The organism is Mesoflavibacter sp. SCSIO 43206, from assembly GCF_019904215.1.
Taxonomy (GTDB): domain Bacteria; phylum Bacteroidota; class Bacteroidia; order Flavobacteriales; family Flavobacteriaceae; genus Mesoflavibacter; species Mesoflavibacter zeaxanthinifaciens.
This window is the reverse complement of the sequence record NZ_CP063201.1, coordinates 2,006,644-2,031,719: the sequence shown is the minus strand read 5'-3', so window position 1 is coordinate 2,031,719 and position 25,076 is coordinate 2,006,644. Positions and strand designations below refer to the sequence as shown.

General features: G+C 31.7%; 22 protein-coding genes. 9 read left to right on the top strand and 13 right to left on the bottom strand.

Translation table 11 applies throughout. The features are described 5' to 3' along the window. Window positions 1-4: 4 nt before the first annotated feature. From INR78_RS09350 to uvrB, 3 genes are all read left to right on the top strand, one after another. The gene (locus INR78_RS09350) at window positions 5-2,332 is read left to right on the top strand and encodes a T9SS type B sorting domain-containing protein (RefSeq protein WP_223076302.1); all 2,328 of its coding nucleotides are present in this window, start codon (window positions 5-7) and stop codon (window positions 2,330-2,332) included. A gap of 66 nt (window positions 2,333-2,398) precedes the next feature. Beyond that, window positions 2,399-5,515: a T9SS type B sorting domain-containing protein gene (locus INR78_RS09345; RefSeq protein ID WP_223076301.1), complete on the top strand. Its 3,117-nt coding sequence runs from the start codon at window positions 2,399-2,401 to the stop codon at window positions 5,513-5,515. 46 nt (window positions 5,516-5,561) lie between these two features. Then, a complete protein-coding gene (uvrB, locus tag INR78_RS09340) occupies window positions 5,562-7,565 on the top strand; it encodes an excinuclease ABC subunit UvrB (protein WP_223076300.1) in 2,004 nt (667 codons plus the stop codon). On the opposite strand, the gene INR78_RS09335 is transcribed toward uvrB, so the two are convergent. Beyond that, window positions 7,562-7,963: a TerB family tellurite resistance protein gene (locus INR78_RS09335; RefSeq protein ID WP_223076299.1), complete on the bottom strand. Its 402-nt coding sequence runs from the start codon at window positions 7,961-7,963 to the stop codon at window positions 7,562-7,564. The two genes, uvrB and INR78_RS09335, sit on opposite strands and share 4 nt — an antisense overlap. A gap of 165 nt (window positions 7,964-8,128) precedes the next feature. Between INR78_RS09335 and INR78_RS09330 the strand changes: the two genes are divergently transcribed. Then, window positions 8,129-8,449, top strand: a complete 321-nt coding sequence (locus tag INR78_RS09330; RefSeq protein ID WP_223076298.1) for a DUF1456 family protein — start codon at window positions 8,129-8,131, stop codon at window positions 8,447-8,449. A 149-nt stretch (window positions 8,450-8,598) separates the two neighbouring features. Next, window positions 8,599-9,300, top strand: coding sequence for a phosphoadenylyl-sulfate reductase (locus INR78_RS09325; RefSeq protein ID WP_051169886.1), 702 nt, complete (start codon window positions 8,599-8,601; stop codon window positions 9,298-9,300). 67 nt (window positions 9,301-9,367) lie between these two features. Here INR78_RS09325 and sucC read toward each other — a convergent pair whose 3' ends face one another. Then, complete coding sequence (gene sucC, locus INR78_RS09320) at window positions 9,368-10,561, bottom strand: ADP-forming succinate--CoA ligase subunit beta (protein ID WP_027880780.1); 1,194 nt, start codon at window positions 10,559-10,561, stop codon at window positions 9,368-9,370. Between the two features lie 204 nt (window positions 10,562-10,765). On the opposite strand from sucC, the gene lysA reads away from it, so the two are divergent. From lysA to INR78_RS09305, 3 genes are all read left to right on the top strand, one after another. Next, the gene (gene lysA, locus INR78_RS09315) at window positions 10,766-11,974 is read left to right on the top strand and encodes a diaminopimelate decarboxylase (RefSeq protein ID WP_223076297.1); all 1,209 of its coding nucleotides are present in this window, start codon (window positions 10,766-10,768) and stop codon (window positions 11,972-11,974) included. Window positions 11,975-12,054: 80 nt separating this feature from the next. Further along, window positions 12,055-13,164 carry an ATP-binding protein gene (locus INR78_RS09310; protein ID WP_223076296.1) on the top strand — a complete coding sequence of 370 codons (1,110 nt, stop codon included), beginning with the start codon at window positions 12,055-12,057 and terminating at the stop codon, window positions 13,162-13,164. After that, window positions 13,161-13,559 carry a response regulator gene (locus INR78_RS09305; protein WP_223076295.1) on the top strand — a complete coding sequence of 133 codons (399 nt, stop codon included), beginning with the start codon at window positions 13,161-13,163 and terminating at the stop codon, window positions 13,557-13,559. Before INR78_RS09310 ends, INR78_RS09305 begins: the two co-directional genes overlap by 4 nt. A 3-nt stretch (window positions 13,560-13,562) precedes the next feature. On the opposite strand, the gene INR78_RS09300 is transcribed toward INR78_RS09305, so the two are convergent. The 4 genes from INR78_RS09300 to INR78_RS09285 form a co-directional block, all read right to left on the bottom strand. Next, a complete protein-coding gene (locus INR78_RS09300) occupies window positions 13,563-13,937 on the bottom strand; it encodes a VOC family protein (RefSeq protein ID WP_223076294.1) in 375 nt (124 codons plus the stop codon). A gap of 4 nt (window positions 13,938-13,941) precedes the next feature. Next, entirely contained in the window at window positions 13,942-14,151 is a 210-nt protein-coding gene (locus tag INR78_RS09295) for a PLD nuclease N-terminal domain-containing protein (protein WP_027880775.1), read from the bottom strand. 11 nt (window positions 14,152-14,162) lie between these two features. Then, window positions 14,163-15,563 carry a M20/M25/M40 family metallo-hydrolase gene (locus INR78_RS09290; protein WP_223076293.1) on the bottom strand — a complete coding sequence of 467 codons (1,401 nt, stop codon included), beginning with the start codon at window positions 15,561-15,563 and terminating at the stop codon, window positions 14,163-14,165. A 92-nt stretch (window positions 15,564-15,655) separates the two neighbouring features. Continuing rightward, window positions 15,656-16,534: a PPK2 family polyphosphate kinase gene (locus tag INR78_RS09285; RefSeq protein WP_223076292.1), complete on the bottom strand. Its 879-nt coding sequence runs from the start codon at window positions 16,532-16,534 to the stop codon at window positions 15,656-15,658. Between the two features lie 64 nt (window positions 16,535-16,598). On the opposite strand from INR78_RS09285, the gene INR78_RS09280 reads away from it, so the two are divergent. Continuing rightward, window positions 16,599-17,810 carry a hypothetical protein gene (locus INR78_RS09280; RefSeq protein ID WP_223076291.1) on the top strand — a complete coding sequence of 404 codons (1,212 nt, stop codon included), beginning with the start codon at window positions 16,599-16,601 and terminating at the stop codon, window positions 17,808-17,810. 34 nt (window positions 17,811-17,844) lie between these two features. Here INR78_RS09280 and INR78_RS09275 read toward each other — a convergent pair whose 3' ends face one another. From INR78_RS09275 to INR78_RS09245, 7 genes are all read right to left on the bottom strand, one after another. Beyond that, the gene (locus INR78_RS09275; RefSeq protein WP_223076290.1) at window positions 17,845-19,008 is read right to left on the bottom strand and encodes a sigma-54 dependent transcriptional regulator; all 1,164 of its coding nucleotides are present in this window, start codon (window positions 19,006-19,008) and stop codon (window positions 17,845-17,847) included. Beyond that, window positions 19,008-19,889, bottom strand: coding sequence for a DUF6268 family outer membrane beta-barrel protein (locus INR78_RS09270; RefSeq protein ID WP_223076289.1), 882 nt, complete (start codon window positions 19,887-19,889; stop codon window positions 19,008-19,010). The genes INR78_RS09275 and INR78_RS09270 overlap by 1 nt, the downstream gene beginning before the upstream one ends. Continuing rightward, on the bottom strand, window positions 19,870-20,778 hold the full coding sequence (locus tag INR78_RS09265; protein WP_223076288.1) for a mechanosensitive ion channel family protein: 909 nt from the start codon (window positions 20,776-20,778) through the stop codon (window positions 19,870-19,872). Before INR78_RS09265 ends, INR78_RS09270 begins: the two co-directional genes overlap by 20 nt. After that, window positions 20,778-22,091: an ABC transporter permease gene (locus INR78_RS09260; RefSeq protein WP_106679251.1), complete on the bottom strand. Its 1,314-nt coding sequence runs from the start codon at window positions 22,089-22,091 to the stop codon at window positions 20,778-20,780. Before INR78_RS09260 ends, INR78_RS09265 begins: the two co-directional genes overlap by 1 nt. A 2-nt stretch (window positions 22,092-22,093) precedes the next feature. Further along, window positions 22,094-23,017 carry an ABC transporter ATP-binding protein gene (locus INR78_RS09255; RefSeq protein WP_223076287.1) on the bottom strand — a complete coding sequence of 308 codons (924 nt, stop codon included), beginning with the start codon at window positions 23,015-23,017 and terminating at the stop codon, window positions 22,094-22,096. A 320-nt stretch (window positions 23,018-23,337) separates the two neighbouring features. After that, window positions 23,338-24,462, bottom strand: coding sequence for a molecular chaperone DnaJ (gene dnaJ, locus INR78_RS09250; RefSeq protein ID WP_223076286.1), 1,125 nt, complete (start codon window positions 24,460-24,462; stop codon window positions 23,338-23,340). Window positions 24,463-24,505: 43 nt separating this feature from the next. Further along, window positions 24,506-25,063, bottom strand: a complete 558-nt coding sequence (locus tag INR78_RS09245; RefSeq protein WP_223076285.1) for a nucleotide exchange factor GrpE — start codon at window positions 25,061-25,063, stop codon at window positions 24,506-24,508. Between the last annotated feature and the right edge of the window lie 13 nt (window positions 25,064-25,076).

The following is a 25,076-nucleotide window of genomic DNA, read 5'->3' as shown; positions in this document are numbered from 1 at the left end:
ATGTATGAGACAAGCATTTATTTTATTTATTTTACTAAGTATAAATTTAGCTGTATCACAAAATGTAACTACAGATTGGACATCTTACACACCACAACAATTAATTGAGGATGTTTTAATAGGTAATGCGTGTATATCTAATGTTCAAGTCACTAATGTTGTTGGTGGTAATTTTAATACAAACGATTTAAGTTACGGATATTTTAATGCTAACGGATCTTCATTTCCGTTTCAAGAAGGTGTTGTTTTAAGTACAGGTAAACTATCTAACGTAGATGGACCAAACACAAGTCTTAGTGATGATAATGCTAATAATTGGCAAGGTGACACAGATTTAGAACAAATTTTAAATGAAAGTAATACAATTAATGCTACCATTATAGAGTTTGAATTTACTGCTCCTGCAAACCAAATAAGCTTTAGATATTTATTTGCATCAGAAGAATATCAAGAAGGTAATCCCAACACCTGTCAATATTCAGATTTATTTGGATTTTTAATTAGGCAAAGTGGCACACAACAGTACGAAAACATCGCTTTGGTACCAGAAACCAATACTCCGGTAAAGGTAACGACTGTTCATCCAGGAATACCTGGTGCTTGTCAAGAAGAAAACCAAGCTTACTTTGGTAGTTGGAATAACAGCAATGCACCAATAAATTTTAATGGTCAAACAGCTGTACTTACTGCTATTGCAAACACAACTCCTAATGTTACTTATGAGGTTAAATTAGTTATCGCAGACGAGCAAAATTTCCGTTATGATTCAGCAGTATTTTTGGAAGCAAGTAGTTTTGAATTATACACAGACTTAGGTCCTAATCTATTGCAAGACACTAATAATGCATTATGCGAAAATGACACCACAACATTAGACGCCTCACAACCAAACGCAACAACTTACACATGGTTTAAAGATAATGTTTTACAGCCCGAAATTACTTCTGATTTTTTAGTAGATTCTCCAGGAACCTACAGTGTAGAAGTTACTTTAAATAATGGATGCATTTCTTATGGTGAAGTTGTTATTGAAGAGTTTCAACAACCTATTGTTCAAAACACATCACTAACAAATTGCGATATTGATCAAGATGGATATACCACATTTAACCTAAACTATGCAGAGCAGACTATTATAAACAATGATAGCAATTTATTTGTAGTAGATTATTTTACTGATTTTAATGATGCGCAACAACAAATTAATCCAATACAAACACCTGATAGTTTTAATAACACACAAATAAATCAAACTGTATTTGCACTGGTTAGCTCTACTCAATCTAATTGTTTTAACATAGCAGAAGTTAACTTAAGTATTTCAAATAATACATTATCAAGTTTTTCTTTAGACGCATGCGATGAAGGTGAATTAGACGGTTTTACAACCTTTGATTTAACCCAAGTACAATCTCAAATTGCTAATGCTGTTCCTGCAAATTCAACAATAACATTCTATCAAAATTTAGATAACGCTTTCGCGGAAACAAACCCTTTACCTTTAAGCTTTGAAAATACCGAAGTTAATTTTCAAACTATATATGCTAAAGTTACTAGTAATGGTAATGAATGTTTTGCAGTTACTAATGTAGATTTATCTGTGTTATACACACCACAAATAGAAGCAGATCAATCTTTAGATTACTGCTTAAATAGTTACCCTGAAACTATCACGCTTTATGGTGGTGTTTTAAATGACTCGCCAAGCAATTATTATTACCAATGGTTATTAAATGGTGTTGACACTGGAGTTAACACAAGTTTTATTGATATTAATGAAATTGGTACCTATACCGTAATTATTACAGATCCTAACGGTTGCTCAAACTCAAGAAATATAATTGTAAATCCAATTGAAGCACCAATAATAGAAAGTATAGATTACACCGACTTTTCTAATAACAATACAGTAACTATTAATTTAGAAAATACTGGTCAATTTAGTTACGCAATAGATGGTCAAGCTTATCAAAACAGTAATACATTTACTAATGTTTCAGCTGGTTTACATACTGTTTATGTTACAGAAATTAACGGTTGTCAAACTGTAGAGCAAACAATAGCAATAATTGGTTTTCCTAAATACTTTACACCAAATAATGATACAATACATGATTTTTGGAAACCATACGGAATGACAGATGGTTACAACACTAATCTTGATGTTAAAATTTTTGATCGCTACGGTAAACTTATACATATTATTAACCCAAACACAAAAGGCTGGGACGGAACTTACAGAGGACGGTTAATGCCAGCAAATGACTATTGGTTTTTACTTACAGACACAAATGGTAGAACATATAGAAGTCACTTCACTTTAAAAAGATAAACAACTAACTTTTACTTAACACAAATAAGATAAAATATTATTTTATTTGCCCTCTAATTTATACAAATGAAACATATTTATTTTCTATTAGCATTAATAGTTCTTTCAAGTAATACGCTTTTAGCTACAAGTTGTCCAGACCCAATAATTAATACAATTAACCCTAGTTCTGGTCCCGCAAACACGTTAATTACTATAAATGGCAGCAATTTTTCTACAACATCTCAAATCACTATTGATGGTATTTCTGCGACTTATAACATCATTGACAATACTCATATAGAAGTTCTTATTCCTACAGGAACTAATGGTTTATCAGATTTAATAATAAATACTTCTGGTGGTTGTTCTACAACAGCATCAACACAAATAAATGTATCAGATTCTTCTTGTAATGCTAGCGAAATTTATATTTCAGAAATATATGACTCAGAACCTGGAAGTTATGGAGTTATAGAACTTTACAATCCTTCCAACACTACTGTAACTTTAGATGGCATTTATGATATAGAACGCTACGGAGATATTGGTAATGCTACACCTTCTATAACTGTTCCTTTAGTTAACACTATTGGGCCACAACAGACTTACATCTTGCAAATGGGTAGCAATGGAAATACCTGTTCGGTTTCTGCAGACGCAAGTGTTGGTTCTGGTTTTAACGATAATGATGAATTTAAATTACTTAAAAATGGTGTCGTTATCGATGTAGTAGAAGCTTTAAACGAAAGAGGCTATAGTTTTATAAGAAACCCTAACGCTATTGCTCCTATTAGTATTTTTAACGCTTCAGACTGGTCTATATCTGGCACAGAAGACTGCAGTGATTTAGATAACCATACAACAAACTTTAATAGTAGTAATCCAACGATAACTCACCCAAACTCTCAAACAATTTGTGATAATTCAAATATAAGTTTTACAACAAATGTAGACACAGGTTCGTATACTTACCAATGGTTTACTTTAAATTCTGTTGGTGTTTGGATTCCATTAAATAACGACTCTACTTTTTCTGGAGTTAACACTAATACTTTATCGATTACAAATGCATCAATTGCTTTAGATAACAGTCAATATTACTGTCAAATGGTTTCTGCAGATTGCAATTTATATAGTAATACCGCTCAACTTTATATTTTAAATCCACAAGTTGATACTCTTTCAGACCAAACCGTTTGCCAAGATTATACCTTACCTACTCTAACTAACGGAAGTTATTTTTCTGGTGCTAACGGTAGCGGTACGATGCTAAACGCTGGCGATGTTATTTCTACATCACAAACTATCTATATTTATAATGAAATTGGTACTGCGCCAAATACTTGTAGCAACGAGTCTAGCTTTACGGTAACAGTTTCTGGGAATCCGCCAGTTGACACTATAACAGATCAAACCGTTTGTCAAGATTATACCTTACCTACTCTAACTAACGGTAATTATTTTTCTGGTGCCAATGGTAGCGGAACGATGTTAAACGCTGGAGATGTTATCTCAACATCGCAAACCATTTATATTTATAATGAAATTGGTACTGCGCCAAATACTTGTAGTAACGAGTCTAGCTTTACGGTAACAATTTCTGGGAATCCGCCAGTAGATACGATTGCTGACCAAACCGTTTGCCAAGATTATACCTTACCTACTCTAACTAACGGAAGTTATTTTACTGGTTCCAACGGTAGCGGAACCATGCTAAACGCTGGTGATGTCATTTCTACATCACAAACTATCTATATTTATAATGAAATTGGTACTGCGCCAAATACTTGTAGCAACGAGTCTAGCTTTACGGTAACAGTTTCAGGCAATCCAAATGTTGATACAATCTCAGATCAAACCGTTTGTCAAGATTATACCTTACCTACTCTAACTAACGGTAATTATTTTACTGGTGCTAACGGTAGCGGAACGATGTTAAACGCTGGAGATGTTATCTCAACATCGCAAACCATTTATATTTATAATGAAATTGGTACTGCGCCAAATACTTGTAGTAACGAGTCTAGCTTTACGGTAACAATTTCTGGGAATCCGCCTGTTGATACAATCTCAGACCAAACCGTTTGTCAAGATTATACATTACCAACATTAACTAACGGTAATTATTTTTCTGGTGCCAATGGTAGCGGAACGATGCTAAACGCTGGCGATGTCATTTCTACATCACAAACTATCTATATTTATAATGAAATTGGTACTGCGCCAAATACCTGTAGCAATGAGTCTAACTTTACCGTAACAATATCTGGTAATCCATCAGTAGATACGATTGCTGACCAAACCGTTTGTCAAGATTATACTTTACCAACATTAACTAACGGTAATTATTTTTCTGGTGCCAATGGTAGCGGAACGATGTTAAACGCTGGCGATGTTATTTCTACATCGCAAACTATCTATATTTATAATGAAATTGGTACTGCGCCAAATACTTGTAGCAACGAGTCTAGTTTTACGGTAACAATATCTGGTAATCCACCTGTTGATACTATCTCAGATCAAACCGTTTGTCAAGATTATACATTACCAACATTAACTAACGGTAATTATTTTTCTGGTGCTAACGGTAGCGGAACGATGCTAAACGCTGGTGATGTCATTTCTACATCACAAACTATCTATATTTATAATGAAATTGGTACTGCGCCAAATACTTGTAGCAACGAGTCTAGCTTTACGGTAACAGTTTTAAATATTGATTTCACTTTAGATCAAAACAACATAACAATTATTGAAGATACTATAACAGTTTCTATGTCAGACAATACTATATTTTATGAGTATTCTTTAGACAATACAACTTATCAAAACAGTAATATTTTTTCAAACTTATCAAACGGAACGTACACATTATTTGTAAGAGATATTAATGGTTGTGTAGTTAGACAGTTAAATTTTGATATTAATGTTTCTGTTGTAAATGAGCTTTTCATCCCTAAGTATTTCACTCCAAACGGAGATGCTTACAATCAAGTATGGCAAATTATAGATCCTAATCAAATCATAAAAGAAATTTACATTTTTGATAGGTATGGAAAATTATTAAAACAAGTTTCTACTGTTCATTTAAGTTGGAATGGTATGTATAACGGAAACGTTTTACCTACTAACGATTATTGGTATCTTATTAACTTAAAATCTGGAGAACAGCTTAAAGGTCACTTTACCTTAAAACGTTAACTTTTATAAAAGAAAATATCTGATTTTTATTCAGTAATTTTACAATATGAAATTCAAAATAAAATCAGAATTTAAGCCAACAGGTGATCAACCACAAGCTATTAAGCAATTAGCAAGTGGTTTAGATAATAATGAAAAATACCAAACCTTACTTGGTGTTACTGGATCTGGTAAAACATTTACAGTTGCTAATGTTATAGAAGAAGTACAAAAACCAACGTTAGTTTTAGCACATAACAAGACTTTAGCAGCTCAGTTATATTCTGAATTCAAACAGTTTTTCCCTGATAATGCTGTAGAGTATTTTGTATCGTACTATGATTATTACCAACCAGAAGCTTATATACCAACATCTGGTGTTTATATAGAAAAAGATTTATCAATTAATGAAGAAATCGAAAAAATGCGACTTAGCACAACATCATCTTTACTTTCTGGTAGACGCGATGTTTTAGTAGTTGCTTCTGTTTCGTGTTTATATGGTATTGGTAATCCTATTGAATTTCAAAAAAACATAATAAGTTTAGAAGTTGATCAAGAAATATCACGCACTAAACTACTTCACATGTTAGTTCAAAGCTTGTACTCTCGTACCGAAGCAGATTTCAGACATGGTAATTTTAGAATTAAAGGAGATACCATAGATGTATTTCCTAGTTATGCTGATGATGCATTTAGAATTCACTTTTTTGGTGACGAAATTGAAGATATAGAGCAATTTAACATCCAAACTAACGAAGTCATAGAGCATTATGATCGCTTAAACATTTATCCTGCAAATATGTTTGTAACATCACCAGATGTACTGCAAGGTGCAATAAGACAAATTCAGGATGATTTAGTTAAGCAACACGATTATTTTAAAGATATTGGTAAACATCTTGAAGCAAAACGACTTAAAGAACGTACCGAATTTGATCTTGAAATGATTAGAGAATTAGGCTATTGTTCTGGTATAGAAAATTACTCTAGATACTTAGATGGTCGCGAGCCTGGTACGCGTCCATTCTGTTTATTAGATTATTTTCCTGATGATTATTTAATGGTAGTAGACGAGAGTCACGTTACCATTTCTCAAGTTCACGCAATGTATGGTGGCGATAGAAGTCGTAAAGAAAATTTAGTAGAATATGGTTTTAGATTACCTGCTGCAATGGATAACAGACCTTTAAAATTTGAAGAGTTTGAAGCATTACAAAACCAAGTAATTTATGTATCTGCAACGCCTGCAGATTACGAACTTGAAAAAACAGATGGTGTTTACGTAGAACAAGTAATTAGACCAACAGGTTTATTAGATCCAATTATCGAGGTAAGACCAAGCTTAAATCAAATTGATGATTTAATTGAAGAAATCCAGCAACGTGTAGAAAAAGACGAGCGCACGTTAGTTACGACCTTAACAAAACGAATGGCTGAAGAGTTAACAAAATACCTAAGCCGAATTCAAATACGTGTACGCTACATACATAGTGATGTTGACACTTTAGAACGTGTTGAAATTATGCAAGACTTACGTAAAGGTTTGTTTGATGTATTAGTTGGTGTAAACTTGCTTCGTGAAGGTTTAGACTTACCAGAAGTATCTTTAGTTGCTATTTTAGATGCCGATAAAGAAGGGTTTTTAAGATCTAACAGATCCTTAACCCAAACTGTTGGTCGTGCTGCACGTAACTTAAATGGTAAAGCCATAATGTATGCAGACAAAATAACCAAAAGTATGCAACAAACTATTGACGAAACTGAGTACAGACGCCAAAAACAAATTGCTTACAACACAGACAATAACATCACACCAAAAGCACTAAAGAAAAATTTAGATAGTGTTTTAGCTAAAAACTCTGTTAGTACTTATAGTTACGAATTAGAAGCTGCTAAAGCAGCAGAACCAGAAAGCGAATATTTAAGCAAACCTGAGTTAGAAAAGAAAATTAGAGAAAAACGAAAAACTATGGAGCAAGCTGCAAAAGCTTTAGATTTTATTGTTGCTGCACAATTACGTGATGAGATTAAAGCCTATCAAGAAAAATTAGAAGCCATTAAAAGTTAATTATACTGAGTTCTAAATATATCTATTAAAACTGCAGCTGGAACAATACGATCTGGAAAACCGTCCATAAGATAAAGAACACGCAAAATAGAATCGTGATTTAAGCCCATTTTAAGCCCGTAATTAAATAATTTAGCTTCTTCTGCTGGATTTTTACTACTATCTAAATGGGCTAATAAAACTAACCTATGAAACTGTACAATACGTTCACTATAAGATTTTAAAGTAATACCTCCTATCGGGTTAGAAATTAAATAATCAAAATCTTCTCTAGAAATATTTAGTTGTTTAGATACACCTAATAAAAAATTAAACTCAATAGGTTTTAAAGTATCATCTTCTTTTGCAAAAGCGATCATTTCAGATAAAAGACTTAATTTCTCAACTCGGTTAGACATAACTTATTTTTAGTTTCATAAAATTACGTATAATGTTTTTTTTATAGTCGTTAAAAGTGTGCCACTTATCGAAAAATGAGTAGTTTTACAACCTATTAAAACGTATTTTATCTTTACAACCCAATAACAATACAGTTTTAATTATTGACTTTCAAATACTTAAACATGACAAACAACGATATTTTCAAAAAACTAAGAGTTGCTCATAAGCTTCGTGACACTGATATAATTGAAATTTTAGCTCTTGTTGATTTTAGAGTTACAAAGTCTGAATTAAGTGCTTTTTTTAGACGTGAAGATCATCCTAATTATGTAGAATGTGGCGACCAAATCTTACGTAATTTTTTAAACGGTCTTATTATTCATTTACGTGGACCAATGCCTAAAAAAGGAGAGCAACCAAAAGGTAATCCTACAACAAAAACAAACACAAAAAAATTTAATAACAAGAAAAACTTTAATAAGCCAAAGTCCAAAAAAGACTAATAAACAAGTTTTTATATTGTATTAAAAACACCATTAAACAGACAATTCAATAATTAAACTGTAGTTTTTATTGTAATTACTTAAAAATTTTTCGACAAATTTCATATCAAAAAAATCATTGCTATCTTGCAAGTTCGTAAAGATTGATTATGTTCGAGACAACTCCCAAAACAATAGTTAAGCCTAACATTTCTGAAGAAGAAATAAAAGCGCTAAATAAAAAGTATAAAACCTTATCGGTTACAGAAAGAATAGCAGAACTTTATAAAGATTTTAAACAAGAAGACGTGATGTTAACCAGCTCTTTTGCTGCAACATCCGCTTTTTTATTAAAATTAGTTTCTGATGTAAACAAAACTCAAAAAGTATATTTTATTGATACAGGTTATCATTTTGAAGATACTTTAAAATATAAAGAAGCATTAACTAAAAAATATGGTTTAAATGTTGCTTCCATAGGTGCTTTAAAAGAAGAACATGAGTTTACTACTAAAGACGAAACTTGGCGAAAAAACCCTGACTTTTGTTGCTCTATTAACAAAGTAAAACCCTTAGACCTTATTAAAAACCAATATAAAGTTTGGGTTTCTGGTTTAATGAAATGGCAAAGTGACCACAGAGCTACTTTGGATATTTTTGAGCTTAGAGGTGATATTTTAAAATTTTATCCGCTTTTAGATGTAACAAAAGAAGAGCGTGATGCTTATATTGAAGAGCATCAACTTCCTTTTCATCCTTTAGTATCTAAAGGGTATCACTCTATAGGTTGTAAGCATTGTACTGTTCCAGGAGAAGACCGATCTGGTCGATGGAATAACAACCCAAAAACAGAATGTGGTTTACATTTATAAGACAATAAAAACAAATAAAAAAAGAGCAACTATTAAGTTGCTCTTTTTTTTATATCTACTTAAAGTATTAAGATAATACTTCTTGTACTTTATCTGCAGCTTCTTGGAATTCAGTTGCACTTAATACATCTAATCCTGAGTTGTCAATTAATTCTTTTGCGATATCTGCGTTAGTACCTTGTAATCTTACAATAATTGGTACTTGTATTGCATCACCCATATTTTTATAAGCATCTACAACACCTTGCGCAACACGATCACAACGTACAATACCACCAAAAATATTAATTAAGATAGCTTTTACGTTTGGATCTTTTAAAATAATTCTAAAAGCAGCTTCTACACGAGCAGCATCTGCAGTACCACCAACATCTAAGAAGTTAGCTGGCTCACCACCTGCTTGCTTAATTAAATCCATTGTAGCCATAGCTAAACCAGCACCATTAACCATACAACCAACGTTTCCGTCAAGGTCTACATAGTTTAATCCTAATTCTCCAGCTTCAACTTCAATTGGGCTTTCTTCACGTAGGTCACGTAATTCTGCTAAATCTTTATGCCTGTATAATGCGTTAGCATCTAAAGTTACTTTAGCATCTACTGCCATAATTTTATCATCACTTGTTTTTAATACAGGATTAATTTCAAATAATGAAGCATCAGATTTGTCGTAAGCGGTATATAATGCTGTAACAAATTTTGTCATTTCTTTAAAAGCAGTACCGCTTAAACCTAAGTTAAAAGCTACACGACGTGCTTGGAAAGGTAAAATTCCTGTTGCTGGATCTATTTCTTCAGTAAAAATTAAATGAGGTGTTTTTTCTGCTACTTCTTCTATATCCATTCCTCCTTCTGTAGAGTACATAATCATGTTACGACCATTACCTCTATTTAAAAGTACAGACATGTAAAATTCGTTTGGCTCAGAATCTCCAGGATAGTATACATCTTCTGCTACTAATACTTGGTGAACACGTTTACCTTCGGCAGAAGTTTGAGGCGTTACAAGGTCCATTCCTATAATTTGACCAGCTATTTCTTTAACTTCGTCTAGGTTTTTAGCAAGTTTAACTCCGCCACCTTTACCACGTCCACCAGCGTGAACTTGTGCTTTAATAACGTGCCAACCTGTACCTGTCTCTTCTGTTAATTGTTTAGCTTTTGCAACTGCTTCGTCTGCTGTTTGGGCTACTAATCCGCGTTGGATGCGTACACCAAAACTGCTTAATAATTCTTTTCCTTGATATTCGTGTAAATTCATCTTGTTTAAAGTAAAATTTTAAGTTCAACAAAAATAAATAATCACATTTACTTACCCTAATATTTAGTTGCTAAAAAAGATATTTCTTTTAAATAGAATTATCTTATTTGTTAAATAATTAACAGTTTGTATCAAATTTGTAATATTATAAAGTATTCCTTTATATATCCTTCTAAAAAAATACCTTTGACAAAAAATTGATGTATGGAAAACAGTCAACTTCTACAAATTGCTATGGACTTTGGTAGTCCTGTTTACATTTATGATGCCGATAAGATTGTAAGTCAATATAATAGACTAACAGCTGCATTTAGTAATGTTAAAAGTTTAAAAATTAACTATGCTGTAAAAGCATTATCTAATGTTTCTGTACTAAAATTAATGAAAAAATTAGGATCAGGAATTGATACTGTTTCCATACAAGAAGTACAGCTTGGTTTAAAGGCTGGTTTTAAGCCAGAACAAATAATTTACACACCAAACGGAGTGTCTTTAGAAGAAATAGAAACCGCTGCAAAACTTGGTGTACAAATTAACATTGACAACCTTTCTATTTTAGAACAATTTGGCACTAAACATCCAAAAACACCTGTTTGTATTAGGATAAATCCACATGTTATGGCAGGTGGAAACACTAATATTTCTGTTGGTCATATTGATAGCAAATTTGGAATTTCTATACACCAAATCCCACATATACTTCGTATTGTAGAGAATACTAAAATGAACATTAACGGTATACACATGCATACTGGTAGTGATATTTTAGATATAGATGTGTTTTTATATGCTAGTGAGATTTTATTTGATACCGCTAAGCATTTTAAAAATTTAGATTTTATAGACTTTGGTTCTGGTTTTAAAGTCCCATATAGACAAGGTGATATAGAAACAAACATAGAAGAGTTAGGAGAAAAACTAAGTAAAAGGTTTAATGAGTTTTGCAAAAACTATGGAAAAAAATTAACCTTAGCTTTTGAGCCTGGAAAATTTTTAGTCAGTCAAGCTGGACAATTTTTAGTAAAAGTAAATGCTGTAAAGCAAACTACATCAACTGTTTTCGCGCAAGTAGATAGTGGTTTTAATCATTTAATTAGACCTATGCTTTATGGCGCACAACACGAAATAAGAAACATTTCTAACCCTGATGGACGCGAACGTTTTTACAGTGTTGTTGGCTACATATGCGAAACTGATACTTTTGCTAATAATCGAAGAATTACGGAGATTAACGAAGATGACATACTAGCTTTTAGTAACGCTGGTGCGTATTGTTATAGTATGTCTAGCAATTACAACTCAAGATACCGACCTGCAGAAGTACTAGTATATAATGGAGATGCGCATCTTATAAGAAAAAGAGAAACGTTTGAAGATATAATAAAAAATCAAATAGAAATTAATATTGAATAGATAATCATTATACTTTTTAATTTAAAAAAAAAAGCTATTTTTGAAGTCCCTTAAAAAAAACTGATTAATAGCATTTTAAATTGAAAAACGATTTTATTCTCCCAAAAACAGACATTTCACACAAAGACTTATTTTTATTCATACAACAAGCTGCAACAATTGGTAGTTGGGAATATGATATTGAAAATAACGATCTTACATGGAGTCAAGTTACTAAAGACATACATGAAGTAGAAGATGACTTTGTCCCTAATTTAGAAAACGCAATAGAATTTTATACTGAAAAAGAATGTAAAGAAACTATTACTAATGCAGTTAATGATGCTATAATAGAAAATAAAAGTTACGACCTAGAATTAAAAATTACAACTAAAAAAGGTAATAAAAAATGGGTAAGAGCTATAGGTTACCCAGTACATTCAAGTAATAAATGCGTTAAACTTTATGGTCTTTTTCAAGACATAACACCTTCTAAAAGTCTAGAGATTAACATTAAGTCTTTATTAAAGATAACAACTAACCAAAATAAGCGTTTATTAAACTTCGCGCATATCGTATCTCATAACTTAAGATCACACTCAACTAACTTTAACATGTTGCTAAATCTTATGAAGGATGAATATCCTGAAATAGAGAAAAACGAGTTTTATCCTATGCTTACTAAAGCGTCTGCAAAACTTAACGAAACAATACATAATTTAAATGAAGTTGCTCAAACAGATATTCATTTGAAAGAAAACTTTGTAGAAATTAATGTTTACGAAGAAATTAATAAAATAATAGAAAGCTTATCAGGTAAAATCAAATCTTCAAATGCTAAAATTGTCAATAAAGTTGATCGTAACATAAACATAAAAACAATACCTGCTTATTTTGAAAGTATTTTCTTAAATTTAATTTCTAATTCAATTAAATACAAAAAGGACAGTAAAGACCCCGAAATTTTAATAAGCTCCTTATTAAAAGACGAATTCTTTATAGTCAAATTTAAAGATAAAGGAAAAGGAATAGACCTAAAACTTAATAAACATAAGATTTTTGGTATGTATAATACTTTTCATGAAAACAAAGACTCTAGAGGATTAGGTCTATTTTTAATAAAGAACGAAATAGAAGCTATGCAAGGTAAAATTACCGTAAAAAGCAAACTAGACCTAGGAACCACTTTTTATCTACACTTTAAGTTATGAGAAAAATAAAACTTACCTACTTAATTGATGATGACGAAATATACATCTTCACAGCAAAAAAACTTATTAATAAAACAGACTTCTCAGAAGAGGTTAAGTTTTTTTATAACGGTAAAGAAGCTTTAGAAGCTATCAAATCAAAACTTTATAATGAAGAAGAATTACCTGAGGTTATCCTTCTTGATTTAAACATGCCAATTATGGATGGTTGGCAATTTTTAGATGAGTTTATAAGAATTAAAACAAAAAAAACAATAAAGGTTTATATTGTTAGCTCTTCTGTAAATCCAGTTGATTTAGAACGAGCAAAAACATATAACATGGTTAGTAACTATATAGTTAAACCTATATCTAGGGAAAAACTATATTCAATAACAGAAGAAGTATTTTCTTAATTATTAATTGTTTTGATAAAATACTAAACCATTCTTATCAATATCATAAAAGGCAAACTCTTTTGTACCCCAATCTGTATTTCTAACTTTGGTATCTTTATTAAAAACGTTTTTAAAGTTATATTCTTGAAATAGGATGTCTACATTTTCTGTGACAATTCTTAGCATTGGTCGGTCTACCTCAACGTCCCATTCTTTTGCATCGTGCCACTGCAAGTGTATTTCTATATCATCACGTCTAATTCCTGCATAGGTTGGTTGCTTACTATCATTTGCAAAAGCGATAGTAAATCCAAGTTTATTGACATAAAACTTTAACGATTCTAATACATTTTTTACAGGTAAAACAGGATGTATCTGATGTAGTTTAGCTTGCATTACCCTATTTTTTTATTTTTTGACGTGTACCTATTAAAAAATACAGTAAAGCGCCAAAAATATTTAAAAACAAAATAACTAATACCCATATTAATTTATCATTTGACCCTTTAAAATTGCTTCTTATTACATCTACTAAGGCTATTATTGGTAATAATAAACCAACTAATAAAATTAATACTTGCCAAGGTCCTACCATTCCTAATATTTTCATTACTCCTTATTTTAATTTTTAAATTCTTTAACTTCTGGGATATTATCTACACCATATTTATCAAATAAGTAAATAAGACTCGTCATAGTTGCTGCACCTAATTCTAACTCACGTTTATTTACTGCGTCAAACGTATCGTTAGCTGCGTGATGATGATCAAAATAGCGCTGAGAATCTGGTCTTAATCCTGCTAAAACATTACTTGTAGTTTTTAATGGTCCTACGTCTGCGCCACTTCCTCCTTTTTCAAAATAATGAATGAGATAAGGTTTAAATAATGATTTCCAACTTAATACTTTTTCAAAATTAGCATCGCTACAATCAAAACTAAATCCACGAGGTGTAAATCCTCCTGCATCACTTTCTAAAGCAAAAACATGAGTTTCTTTATTAGCTTTTGCTTCTTCTGCGTATTTTTTTCCGCCACGTAATCCGTTTTCTTCATTCATAAACAACACAACCCTAATACTGTGTTTTGGTTTAATACCGCTTTCTTTTAATAATCTTAAAACATCCATAGATTGTACTACGCCTGCACCGTCATCATGTGATCCGTCTCCTAGATCCCAAGAGTCTAAATGTCCACCAACAATCATATATTGATTAGGAAATTCTGTTCCTGTAATTTCTCCTATAACATTGTAAGATAAAACATCATCAAACTGCTGGCAGTTTTGCTTAAAATAAAACTTTAGATTACTGTCTTTTTTTAAGGCTTCTGAAAGTTTATCGGCATCATTTGTACTAATTGCTGCAGATGGGATGTGTTGATTGTTTGGTAAATCTCCGTAAGACATACTTCCGGTATGAGGTAAATCGTCTTGACGTAAATTCATAGATCGTACAATTACGCCAACTGCTCCGTATTTTATAGCTTCCATTGCACCTGCATAACGTTGGTTTACACAACCTCCATATGCCATAAAGGTTTGTATTAAATCTGCTTGCATCGGTCTGTTGTAAAAAACTATTTTTCCTTTTATTTTTTCTTCTCCAAGTGCTGCTAATTCTTCAAAATTATGGACTTCAATAACATTAGCTGTTATTCCTTTTTTTGGCGTTGCTATAGATCCGCCAAGTGCACAAATATTAACATTAGTAGTAGTTGAATTGTAAGTAAAATGCGCCACTTCTTTATCGCCTCTTACCCATTTTGGTACCATTACTGGTTGTAACCAAACTTTATCTAAACCTAGTTTTTCTAATTCAGATTTTGTGTATTGTACTGCTTTTTCTGCATTTTCTGAACCTGATAATCTACCGCCTATTTTATTTGATAAGTGGTCTAACCATTGATAACTTTTACCGTTGGTTAAAGATTGTGTATAAATGGTTTTTAATACATCTTGGTCTGTTTGCGCATTGACGTTTGCAAATAGTAGTAGTGCTAAGATTATTGTAAGCTGTTTCATTGTATGTGCGTTAGCGATTAAACGGTTTGTTTGAGCGCCTCGTAGAGCGCGAGTAGTGAAAGTGCGACCCTTGTGGTAACGCCAAAAAAAGACTACTCGTTATTTAATTGTTCTCTGTAAAGATGCAGATTAGCTTTGGTTTTTTCGTCTAATTCTGGCTCTTCTATGTCTGTGTATTCTTTTAAAGTGTCGTACAAAATAGAGGCTACGATTAATCGTGCTGTTGGCTTATCATCTGCCGGAATGTTGTACCAAGGTGCTTTATTTGTACTGGTACGGTTTATGGCATCTTCGTAACAAGTCATATAATTATCCCAAAGTTTGCGCTCTTTTAAGTCGCCAGCAGAAAATTTCCAGTTTTTACGCTTTAGATCTAAACGTCTTATTAATCTATTTTTTTGCTCTTCTTTTGAAAGGTTTAAAAAGAATTTAAAAATGATGGTTCCGTTTTCGGCTAAATGATTTTCAAAATTTTTAATTTGCTCAAATCGTTGATGCCAAAAGGCGTCATCTACATCTTCTACACTATTTACAAACGGTAACTTTTCATTTAAAATATATTCTGGATGTACGCGTGTTACTAAGACATTTTCATAATGTGTACGATTGTGAACACCAAATTTACCACGCGCAGGCAAATGCAAATAATGACGCCAAAGATAGTCGTGTTTTAGCTCTAAGTCGGTTGGTACTTTAAAACTCATGACTTCTACACCACGCGCGTTAAAATCTTTAAAAACTTCACGTATCAAACTGTCTTTACCTGCTGTATCCATACCTTGTAAGCATACTAAAACCGAGTACTTTCCGTGTGCGTACATGGTATCTTGAAGTTCGCCTAATTTGCGCCTTACTTTTCTTAATGCTTTTTCGGTTTCCTTTTTATCTGCATCTAAATCTACTTTGCTTGGTAAATCGGTTATTTGAACTTTTTGTGTGATTTTATGATTGGCTATATCTATAGATTTCATCTTAAATTTAAGTTTGGATAATAAATATACAGAAGATTTTGTAGTTTGCAATTAAAAACCATCAATGATACAACGCTTTTTTTGTTTTGTAGTTTTAGTTTTAATCGCTCAACTAGGTGTAAGTCAAACTAAGGACAGTTTATATTTTAGTAAAGAAAACATTAATAAGCCTAACCTACTCTCAACACATAGTTTTGGTGTGTTTTTTATGAGATTGCAAGGTCATTTTGAAATGAATGCACCCAAAAAAACATCTTTTAATATTAGTGTTGAAAGTGGAAATGTTTGGAGTCCTCCTTTAAAAGTCTACATCCCAAAAAACGAAGCAGATCGTGAAGTAATTAGAGAATACGATTGGGATTTTGCTCATACTGCTTTTGATGAAAACACCATAGAAAAAGACTCTTTTAGCATCTCTAATGACGGCGTAATTAAAGGTTTTAAAGCTAACTTAAACTTTAGATTAGCAAGAAAACATGAGTTACAAATTGGATTTAGAACTTATCTTCTAACAAAAGGAAAAACACCTTTTACAATACTTACCGGTGATGAGTTTATTGAGAACTTTCATAGAGATATTGCTGGTGGTGATGATCCATTTGACAGAAAAGTATTTGGGTTAAACCAAGCCAATATCAATTATACTGACAGAAACGGTAATAATATGAATATTAATGCTGGAGATTTTTTTGCAACTGGCATAGAAACTAGTTACTATTACTATCCTGACAGCTTTAAATCTAAAAACAATACGCTTGCTTTTAATGTTGGCGCACATTTGGGCACAAACCTTTCTAAACACAATCAATCTATTGATTTTGGACTATCTACAAACGGAGTTAAAACCTTTAAGATTAACGACAAAAGCCTAATAAATATAGGATTAAACTTAGGTTTCTTAAAAAAAGGACTGATTGACTTTAATAGCTCTAACCTTGAATTTGGCACCAATAATTTTATAGCTAACCTAGAAAACGCAGTTGAGTACAGTTTTAAAACTAGTAAAAACTTTGTGCATTCTTTTGGTGCAAACTTTTATCTTCAAACTAGTCTTAATAAAAAAGATGAATTTGAATACATTATACCCATACGCCATCCAGACGCTTTTAAATCTTGGGGACAAGGTGCATTAAACCTCTATAAAAACAATAATTACTGGAGCTTTATTTATTCATTCTCAAGAAAAACAACAACATACTTTTACTTGCAACAAGATTTAACTTTAAACAATAACCCTGACTTACAAACTGGTATTGGATATAAATTTTATTTATAAAAAAACTCAATAATATTTATTGAGTTTTTTAGTTTTATTTACTAGCAAATAACTTCACATCTTTTTCGCTAACTTCTTTTTCTCCTAAAATAAGTAAACGTTCTACGACATTTCTTAGCTCTCGTATATTTCCTGTCCAATCATATTCTTGAAGTAATTTAATCGCCTTTTCTGAAAATGATTTTTGTGCTGTACCTTGTTCTTCTGCTATTTTTTTAGAAAAATGACTAATAAGTAAAGGGATATCCTCTCTTCTTTCATTTAAAGCAGGAACTTTAACTAAAATTACTGCTAACCTATGGTATAAATCCTCACGAAATTTACCGTCTTCAATTTCTTTTTTTAAATCTTTATTAGTTGCTGCTACAACACGTACATCTACTTTTATATCCTTATCGCTACCTACACGTTGTATACGGCTTTCTTGCAATGCGCGTAATACTTTTGCTTGAGCAGAAAGAGACATGTCGCCTATTTCATCTAGAAAAATAGTTCCGCCGTTTGCTGCTTCAAATTTTCCTGCACGGTCTTTATTTGCACTGGTAAAAGCGCCTTTAACATGTCCAAACAATTCGCTTTCTATTAATTCTGAAGGTATTGCTGCACAGTTAACCTCTATCATTGGTCCTTTACTACGTTGACTTTTTTGATGTAACCAATGTGCCACAAGTTCTTTACCTGTTCCGTTTGGTCCTGTAATTAAAACTCTTGCATCTGTTGGTGCTACTTTATCTATTATCTCTTTGATTTGAGATATGGCGTCGCTTTCTCCAATCATTTCGTATTTTTTGCTGACTTTCTTTTTAAGAATTTTGTTTTCTATAACTAATTCTTTTCGGTCTAACGCATTACGAACAGTATTTAGTAATCGGTTTAAGTCTGGCGGTTTTGAGATATAGTCAAACGCACCTAAACGCATTGTATTTACTGCGGTATCTAAATCTCCGTGACCAGAAATCATTACCATTGGTATTTCTGGTTTTATTTTTTTTACTGCTTCTAAAACTTCAACACCATCCATTTTTGGCATTTTGATGTCGCAAAGTATTAAATCGTAATCTTCTTTTTTAACTTTTTCTATACCGGCTAATCCGTCTTCGGCTTCTTCAACTTGATATTTGCTGTTTTCTTCAGAAAGTATTTTTACTAAAACTCTTCTAATTGCAGCTTCATCTTCTATTACTAATATTTTTGACATTATATCTTAAATTTTAATCCGGTTCTTAAATAAAACGTATTGGTTTTGTCTAGTGTATAAACATCGTTACGATCTTTGTCTCTTAATACATTATTCATCATAAATGTGCATCCTGCATAGGTATATAAAACTAAATGATCTGTAAAGTTATAATCGTATCCTAGACCAAATACAGCTACTGATAATGAGATGTTATCTACTTGTTTACCTAAAACACTAGTTGGTTTTTGTAAGTGTGCAAAATAACCATCTAAACCTACAAAAGCTTCTAAAGAATGTTTATCGTTAAAATAATAAGTAGCATTAGATTTTGGCACACCTAAACTTAAAGACCAATTTTCGTTTACTTGTCTAAAATAATTTACAAATGGTAATGGAAAAGGCATACCTGCTGTAGTATTATAGGTTAATCCTAAAATTAATCTATATGGTCTTTTAATATCGGCATCTCTTCTATCCTTTATGGCGTATACTCCTCCATTTAAAAACAAATCGTCTGATGTTATTTTTTGGGTTAATGTAGAAGCTATTCTTGGTGTTATTTTAGCGCCTACACGCCAATTTTCGTTCCATTTAAATGTGTAGCCTATGTTAAGATCTATTACATTTAAGGTCTTTAAAGGTTCTGTATCAAAGGGATAGTTATCTTCTAGATTTAAGATAATTCTGTTGTATTCTCCTCCAAAAATTAAATATGAATCTTCTTTAGTTTTAATAGGAAAGTTTAGCAACGCTCTAAGACGCGTGTATTGATCTTCAGATTTTCCTTTAGGAATAAAAGAATACTCTAACCGTGCTAAATCTGTTAATTGTGCTGATGCCGAAAAACAAAAGCTAAATAGCAGTAAGGTTAATAATATTTTAGTTTGGGTTTTCTTCATGTGAATCTTTTATAATATGAACATCTCTTTGAGGGAAAGGAATACTTATATTGTTATCTTTAAATAATTTATTGATTTTAAATCTAATTTCGCTTTGCGGTATTGCTGCTGTAAAGCTATCGTTAAGTGTAAAGATAAGTTTAAAATTAAGTGAGCTGTCTGCAAAATCTGTAAATAAAACTAATGGAGGAGGAAATTTTAATACTTTAGGATGCTCTTTTGCTGCCTGAAGTAAGAGTTTTTTTACTAATTCTACATCACTTCCATAAGCAACGCCAACAGAGACGCTTTCTCTTGTTGTAGTTCCGTTTTGCGTCCAATTATATAAACTATTAGTTAAGTATAAATGATTAGGTATAATTAACACTTTATTATCAATAGTTACAGCTCTTGTGGTACGTAATTTAATTTCTTCAACACGCCCAACTTTACCATCTATTTCAATAATATCACCTACATGTGCAGATTGGTCTATCAAAATAAAAACACCAGAAATTATATCCTGAAAAAAAGTTTGCAACGCTAAACCAATACCTATTAAAAGTGCAGCAGATGCAGCAAAAACAGCGGTAACATTTACACCAATAGCATTTAGCGTTATTAATAAGATAATAACATAAATAAGCCATCTAAAATACCCGTAAACTACCGAAAATTTCCCTTTATCATGTTCGGGTAAGCGTTTTGTTAATATCTTAAATACTGTTCTTAACACTACTGTTGTGATAAAAATAACAAAACTGATGACTAATAAATCTTTTATAGATACAGAGATTTCTTCAGTAAAATCTACATGTAGGTTTAAAAACTCGTTAAGTTTTTCCCACATAGAGCTTTCTACTATAACGTCTTCTAGGTCTTCTATTTTCTGTTCTACTTTATTTTGCATTAATATTTAATCCATTTAATTAGTTCTTTATAGCTAGGTTTTTTGCCATACATTAAAATACCTACTCTATATATTTTTGCAGCAAACCAAACTGTAAATAAAAAGGTACCTACTAATAATAATAAAGATACTATTTGTTGCCATAACGGTACACCAAAAGGAATACGCATTAACATAACTACAGGAGATGTAAATGGTATAAATGAAAAAACAGTACTTACTGTACCATGCGGATCTTCTATCACTGTAAACATACCAACATAAACTGCCAAAATTAATGGCATTAGTATTGGCAACATAAATTGTTGTGTATCTGTCTCGTTATCTACTGCTGCTCCAATTGCTGCATATAAAGAACTATATAGCAAATAACCACTAATAAAGAACAGTAAAAAAGCTATAATCAAGTTGGCTAAAGGTAAATTAAAAAATGCCGAAAATATAATTTGTGCTTTTTCTGCTGCATCTGGATCGGTCATTGCTTGCTGCATCATTTGTTGTTGTGGTGATTGGATTTGTGTCATATCAATACCAAATATAGCTGTAACAACAACCATTAAAACACCTCCTAAAATTAACCAAATTACAAACTGTGTAATTCCGGCTAAAGAGGTACCTATAATCTTACCAAGCATTAATTGTATTGGTTTTACTGACGAAATGATAACCTCTATAATTCGGCTAGTTTTTTCTTCAATAACACTGCGCATAATCATATTACCATAAATAATAATAAACATAAAAAGCAAATATCCTGCTGCACCACCAAATGCTAATTTAACAACACTATCAAATTTTGAAGTTTTCTCTCCTGAAAAATTTTCCTGAGTTATATCAATATTAATTTTTGAATCATCAATTAGTTTTGTGTCTATATTTTTTTCGGCAAGATTTTTATGAGTTAATTCGATTTCAATAAGTTTTTCTAAATCTGAAATTAATGATAAAGATGGCGTTTCTTCAGAATAAAACTCTACACTATTTTTAGCTTCAGATAGACTATTCATCTTTTTAATATGAAGCAAACCGTAATTATCTGCTTCTTTTACAATTTGCTTTGCATTTTCAAGATTTTTATCTGTTAAGATATTATATTTTATACTTTCAGAGTCTTTAAAAACTCCAGTTAAATAACCAGACTCATCCAATACTGAAATTTGTCTTTGTGAGTCATTATTTAACTGCGATAAATACGCAACAACTGCTATAAGTGCTATAAAAATTAGCGGACTTAAAATAGTCATAATTAAAAACGCTTTGTTTTTAACTTTATTTAAATATTCTCTTTTTATAATAAGTGGAAGATGGTTCATAATTAGTTATTCTTAACCGTTTGAATAAATATGTCGTTTGCACTTGGGATTATTTCTACAAAATGAGAAACTTGTCCCTTGGTGGTTAAATAGTTTAGTAAATCGTTAGCTGTTTCGTTTTCTGAAAGTTTAATATTTAGTTTTAAATCGTTTCCTAATGTTTTAAAACTTGCAGGTGTGATGCTAAATTTTTGTGCTAACTCTTGTTCTAAATTGTCTTGTTTTGGATTTATACCAATTTCAAAAGTATTGGTTTTGTATTGACGTTTTACATCCATTAAATTACCATCCAAAATTTTGTTTGATTTGTTTAACAAAGCTATATGATCACATAATTCTTCTACAGATTCCATACGATGTGTAGAGAATATTACCGTAGCGCCTTCGTCTCGTAACCTTAAAATTTCATCTTTTATTAAGTTGGCATTTATTGGATCAAATCCTGAAAATGGCTCATCAAAAATCAATAGTTTAGGCTCATGCAATACAGTAACAACAAACTGAATTTTTTGCGCCATACCTTTAGATAACTCTTGGATTTTTTTGTTCCACCAATCGCCTATTTCTAACCTTTCAAACCACATTTTAAGACGTTTCTTGGCTTCAGATTTATCCATTCCTTTTAACTGCGCAAGGTATAATGCTTGCTCACCAACTTTCATAGACTTATACAAGCCACGCTCTTCAGGTAAGTAACCAATATCTTTTATATGGTGATTTTTTAAGATTTCGCCATCTAAAAAAACTTGTCCAGTATCTGGCATTGTAATTTGGTTAACTATTCTAATTAATGTAGTTTTTCCTGCTCCGTTTGGACCAAGCAATCCAAAAATACTTCCTTTAGGTACAGCTATAGACACATTGTTTAATGCCGTAAAATCTCCAAATTTTTTAGAAACCGATTGGACTTCTAATAAGTTACTCATATTGTTGTTTAAAATTGATTAGTTTGTGCTTTACACACAAATGTAAATATAGAAAATGTTAAAAAAGTAACACTGCTGATTAGTGTATTTTTAACTTAAAAGCTTAAACAGCATAATTAGATAAGGCATAAAAAACAAAACCCACCCTTTAAAAAGATAAAGGATGGGAAAAAATTGCTATGAAAAAGAAAAATTACCGTTGGTTTAATCCAACGATAAATCAAATATACTATTTTTTATTAAAACAGATGTAAATTGACATAAATAGTTAAACAAAAAGTCTGCTTTTAGCAGACTTTTATGTTTTGTTTATGTGATATTTAGGAAAACATGTCTTTTACTTTCTCGAAAAATGACTTATCTCCTCTTTCTGGTTTTGGAGTAAAATGGTCATCTTCTCTCATGCTTTCAAAAAATTCTTTTTGAGATTTACTTAAAGTTTTTGGTGTCCAAACATTTACGTGTACTAATAAATCTCCTTTACCATATCCGTTTATGCTTGGTATACCTTTTCCGCGTAAGCGTAAAATTTTACCAGATTGTACACCTGCTTCTATTTTAATTCTTACTTTACCTGTTACGGTATCAATTTCTTTAGATGTACCTAATATAGCGTCTGGTAGACTTACATATAAATCGTAATGTAAGTTATCTCCTTCACGTTGTAAATTATCGTGTTCTAACTCTTCAATTGCTACTAATAAATCACCAGAAATACCATTACCTGGCGCTTCGTTACCTTTACCTGACACTTTTAGTTGCATACCATCTACAACTCCTGCAGGAATATTAACTGGTATAGTTTCTTCTTTTATTATTAAACCTTGTGCATCTGCATCGTTTGGTTTTTTATCTATAATCTGTCCTGCACCACCGCAAGTATTACACGGTGCGGATGTTTGCATACGTCCTAAAATGGTATTAGTGACTCTTGTTACTTGTCCTGTACCGTTACATGTTGTACAAGTTTTATAGGTGGTTCCTGGTGCTTGAACTTTACGTTTTACTTTTATTTTTTTCTCTACACCATTAGCTATTTCTTCTAAGGTAAGCTTTAATCTTACACGAAGGTTACTTCCTTTAACACGACGTTGTCCGCCACCAAAGCCGCCACCAAAACCAGAGAATCCGCCGCCACCAAAAGCACCGCCAAAAATATCTCCAAATTGGCTAAAGATGTCGTCCATATTCATGCCGCCACCGCCAAAACCACCAGCGCCTTCAAAAGCTTGATGACCAAATTGATCATAACGTGCTTTCTTATTCTCGTCACTTAGCACTTCATAAGCTTCGGCTGCTTCTTTAAATTTAGCTTCTGCTTCTGCATTATCAGGGTTTTTATCTGGATGGTATTTTATTGCCTGCTTACGATAAGCCTTTTTTATTTCGGCTTGTGACGCAGATTTATCTATACCTAATATTTCGTAATAATCTCTTTTTGTCATATTTATTTTGCTTTTAGCTGTTTGCTTTTAGCGTTTTATATTTTTACTGACCAATAACTACTTTAGGGAAACGTATTACAGTTTCTCCTAATTTGTAGCCTTTTTCTATAACGTCTACAATTTTTCCTTTTAGATCATCTGTTGGTGCTGGTATTTGTGTAACAGCTTCATGATGATCTGGATCAAATTTATCGCCTTTTTCTACTTCTATTTTAGCTAAACCTTTTTGCTGAAGTGTTTGTATTAATTTGTTATAAATTAATAAGACACCTTTTCTTAATTCTTCTGCCTCTTTGTCTTCTTCTATATGTAACAAAGCGCGTTCAAAATCATCTAAAACAGGTAGCATTGCAACCATTACATCTTTACTAGCAGTTTGAAATAATTCTATACGCTCTCTAGAGGTACGTTTTTTATAGTTTTCAAACTCTGCAAATAGACGTAAATATTTGTCTTTTTCTTGCTGTACTTGCTCTTTTAACTGCTCTTCTACAGAAACTTCTTCCGTTTTTTCTTCTGTTGCTGTAGCTGTTTCTGCTTGTTCTGAAGCATTTTTTGCTTCGTCTTCTATATGCTTTTCTTCTTTATTGTTTTTACTCATGTTGTACTTACTT

Bases quoted from the DNA above. Each gene is read 5' to 3' on its own strand.
- INR78_RS09275 (WP_223076290.1), bottom strand. From the start codon at position 19,008: ATGTCAAAAATATTAGTAATAGAAGATGAAGCTGCAATTAGAAGAGTT.
- INR78_RS09255 (WP_223076287.1), bottom strand. From the start codon at position 23,017: ATGAGTAACTTATTAGAAGTCCAATCGGTTTCTAAAAAATTTGGAGAT.
- INR78_RS09280 (WP_223076291.1), top strand. From the start codon at position 16,599: ATGATACAACGCTTTTTTTGTTTTGTAGTTTTAGTTTTAATCGCTCAA.
- INR78_RS09345 (WP_223076301.1), top strand. From the start codon at position 2,399: ATGAAACATATTTATTTTCTATTAGCATTAATAGTTCTTTCAAGTAAT.
- INR78_RS09285 (WP_223076292.1), bottom strand. From the start codon at position 16,534: ATGAAATCTATAGATATAGCCAATCATAAAATCACACAAAAAGTTCAA.
- INR78_RS09295 (WP_027880775.1), bottom strand. From the start codon at position 14,151: ATGAAAATATTAGGAATGGTAGGACCTTGGCAAGTATTAATTTTATTA.
- INR78_RS09305 (WP_223076295.1), top strand. From the start codon at position 13,161: ATGAGAAAAATAAAACTTACCTACTTAATTGATGATGACGAAATATAC.
- INR78_RS09270 (WP_223076289.1), bottom strand. From the start codon at position 19,889: ATGAAGAAAACCCAAACTAAAATATTATTAACCTTACTGCTATTTAGC.
- INR78_RS09330 (WP_223076298.1), top strand. From the start codon at position 8,129: ATGACAAACAACGATATTTTCAAAAAACTAAGAGTTGCTCATAAGCTT.
- INR78_RS09325 (WP_051169886.1), top strand. From the start codon at position 8,599: ATGTTCGAGACAACTCCCAAAACAATAGTTAAGCCTAACATTTCTGAA.
- INR78_RS09335 (WP_223076299.1), bottom strand. From the start codon at position 7,963: ATGTCTAACCGAGTTGAGAAATTAAGTCTTTTATCTGAAATGATCGCT.
- uvrB (WP_223076300.1), top strand. From the start codon at position 5,562: ATGAAATTCAAAATAAAATCAGAATTTAAGCCAACAGGTGATCAACCA.
- INR78_RS09265 (WP_223076288.1), bottom strand. From the start codon at position 20,778: ATGCAAAATAAAGTAGAACAGAAAATAGAAGACCTAGAAGACGTTATA.
- INR78_RS09245 (WP_223076285.1), bottom strand. From the start codon at position 25,063: ATGAGTAAAAACAATAAAGAAGAAAAGCATATAGAAGACGAAGCAAAA.
- INR78_RS09350 (WP_223076302.1), top strand. From the start codon at position 5: ATGAGACAAGCATTTATTTTATTTATTTTACTAAGTATAAATTTAGCT.
- lysA (WP_223076297.1), top strand. From the start codon at position 10,766: ATGGAAAACAGTCAACTTCTACAAATTGCTATGGACTTTGGTAGTCCT.
- INR78_RS09300 (WP_223076294.1), bottom strand. From the start codon at position 13,937: ATGCAAGCTAAACTACATCAGATACATCCTGTTTTACCTGTAAAAAAT.
- sucC (WP_027880780.1), bottom strand. From the start codon at position 10,561: ATGAATTTACACGAATATCAAGGAAAAGAATTATTAAGCAGTTTTGGT.
- INR78_RS09260 (WP_106679251.1), bottom strand. From the start codon at position 22,091: ATGAACCATCTTCCACTTATTATAAAAAGAGAATATTTAAATAAAGTT.
- INR78_RS09290 (WP_223076293.1), bottom strand. From the start codon at position 15,563: ATGAAACAGCTTACAATAATCTTAGCACTACTACTATTTGCAAACGTC.
- dnaJ (WP_223076286.1), bottom strand. From the start codon at position 24,462: ATGACAAAAAGAGATTATTACGAAATATTAGGTATAGATAAATCTGCG.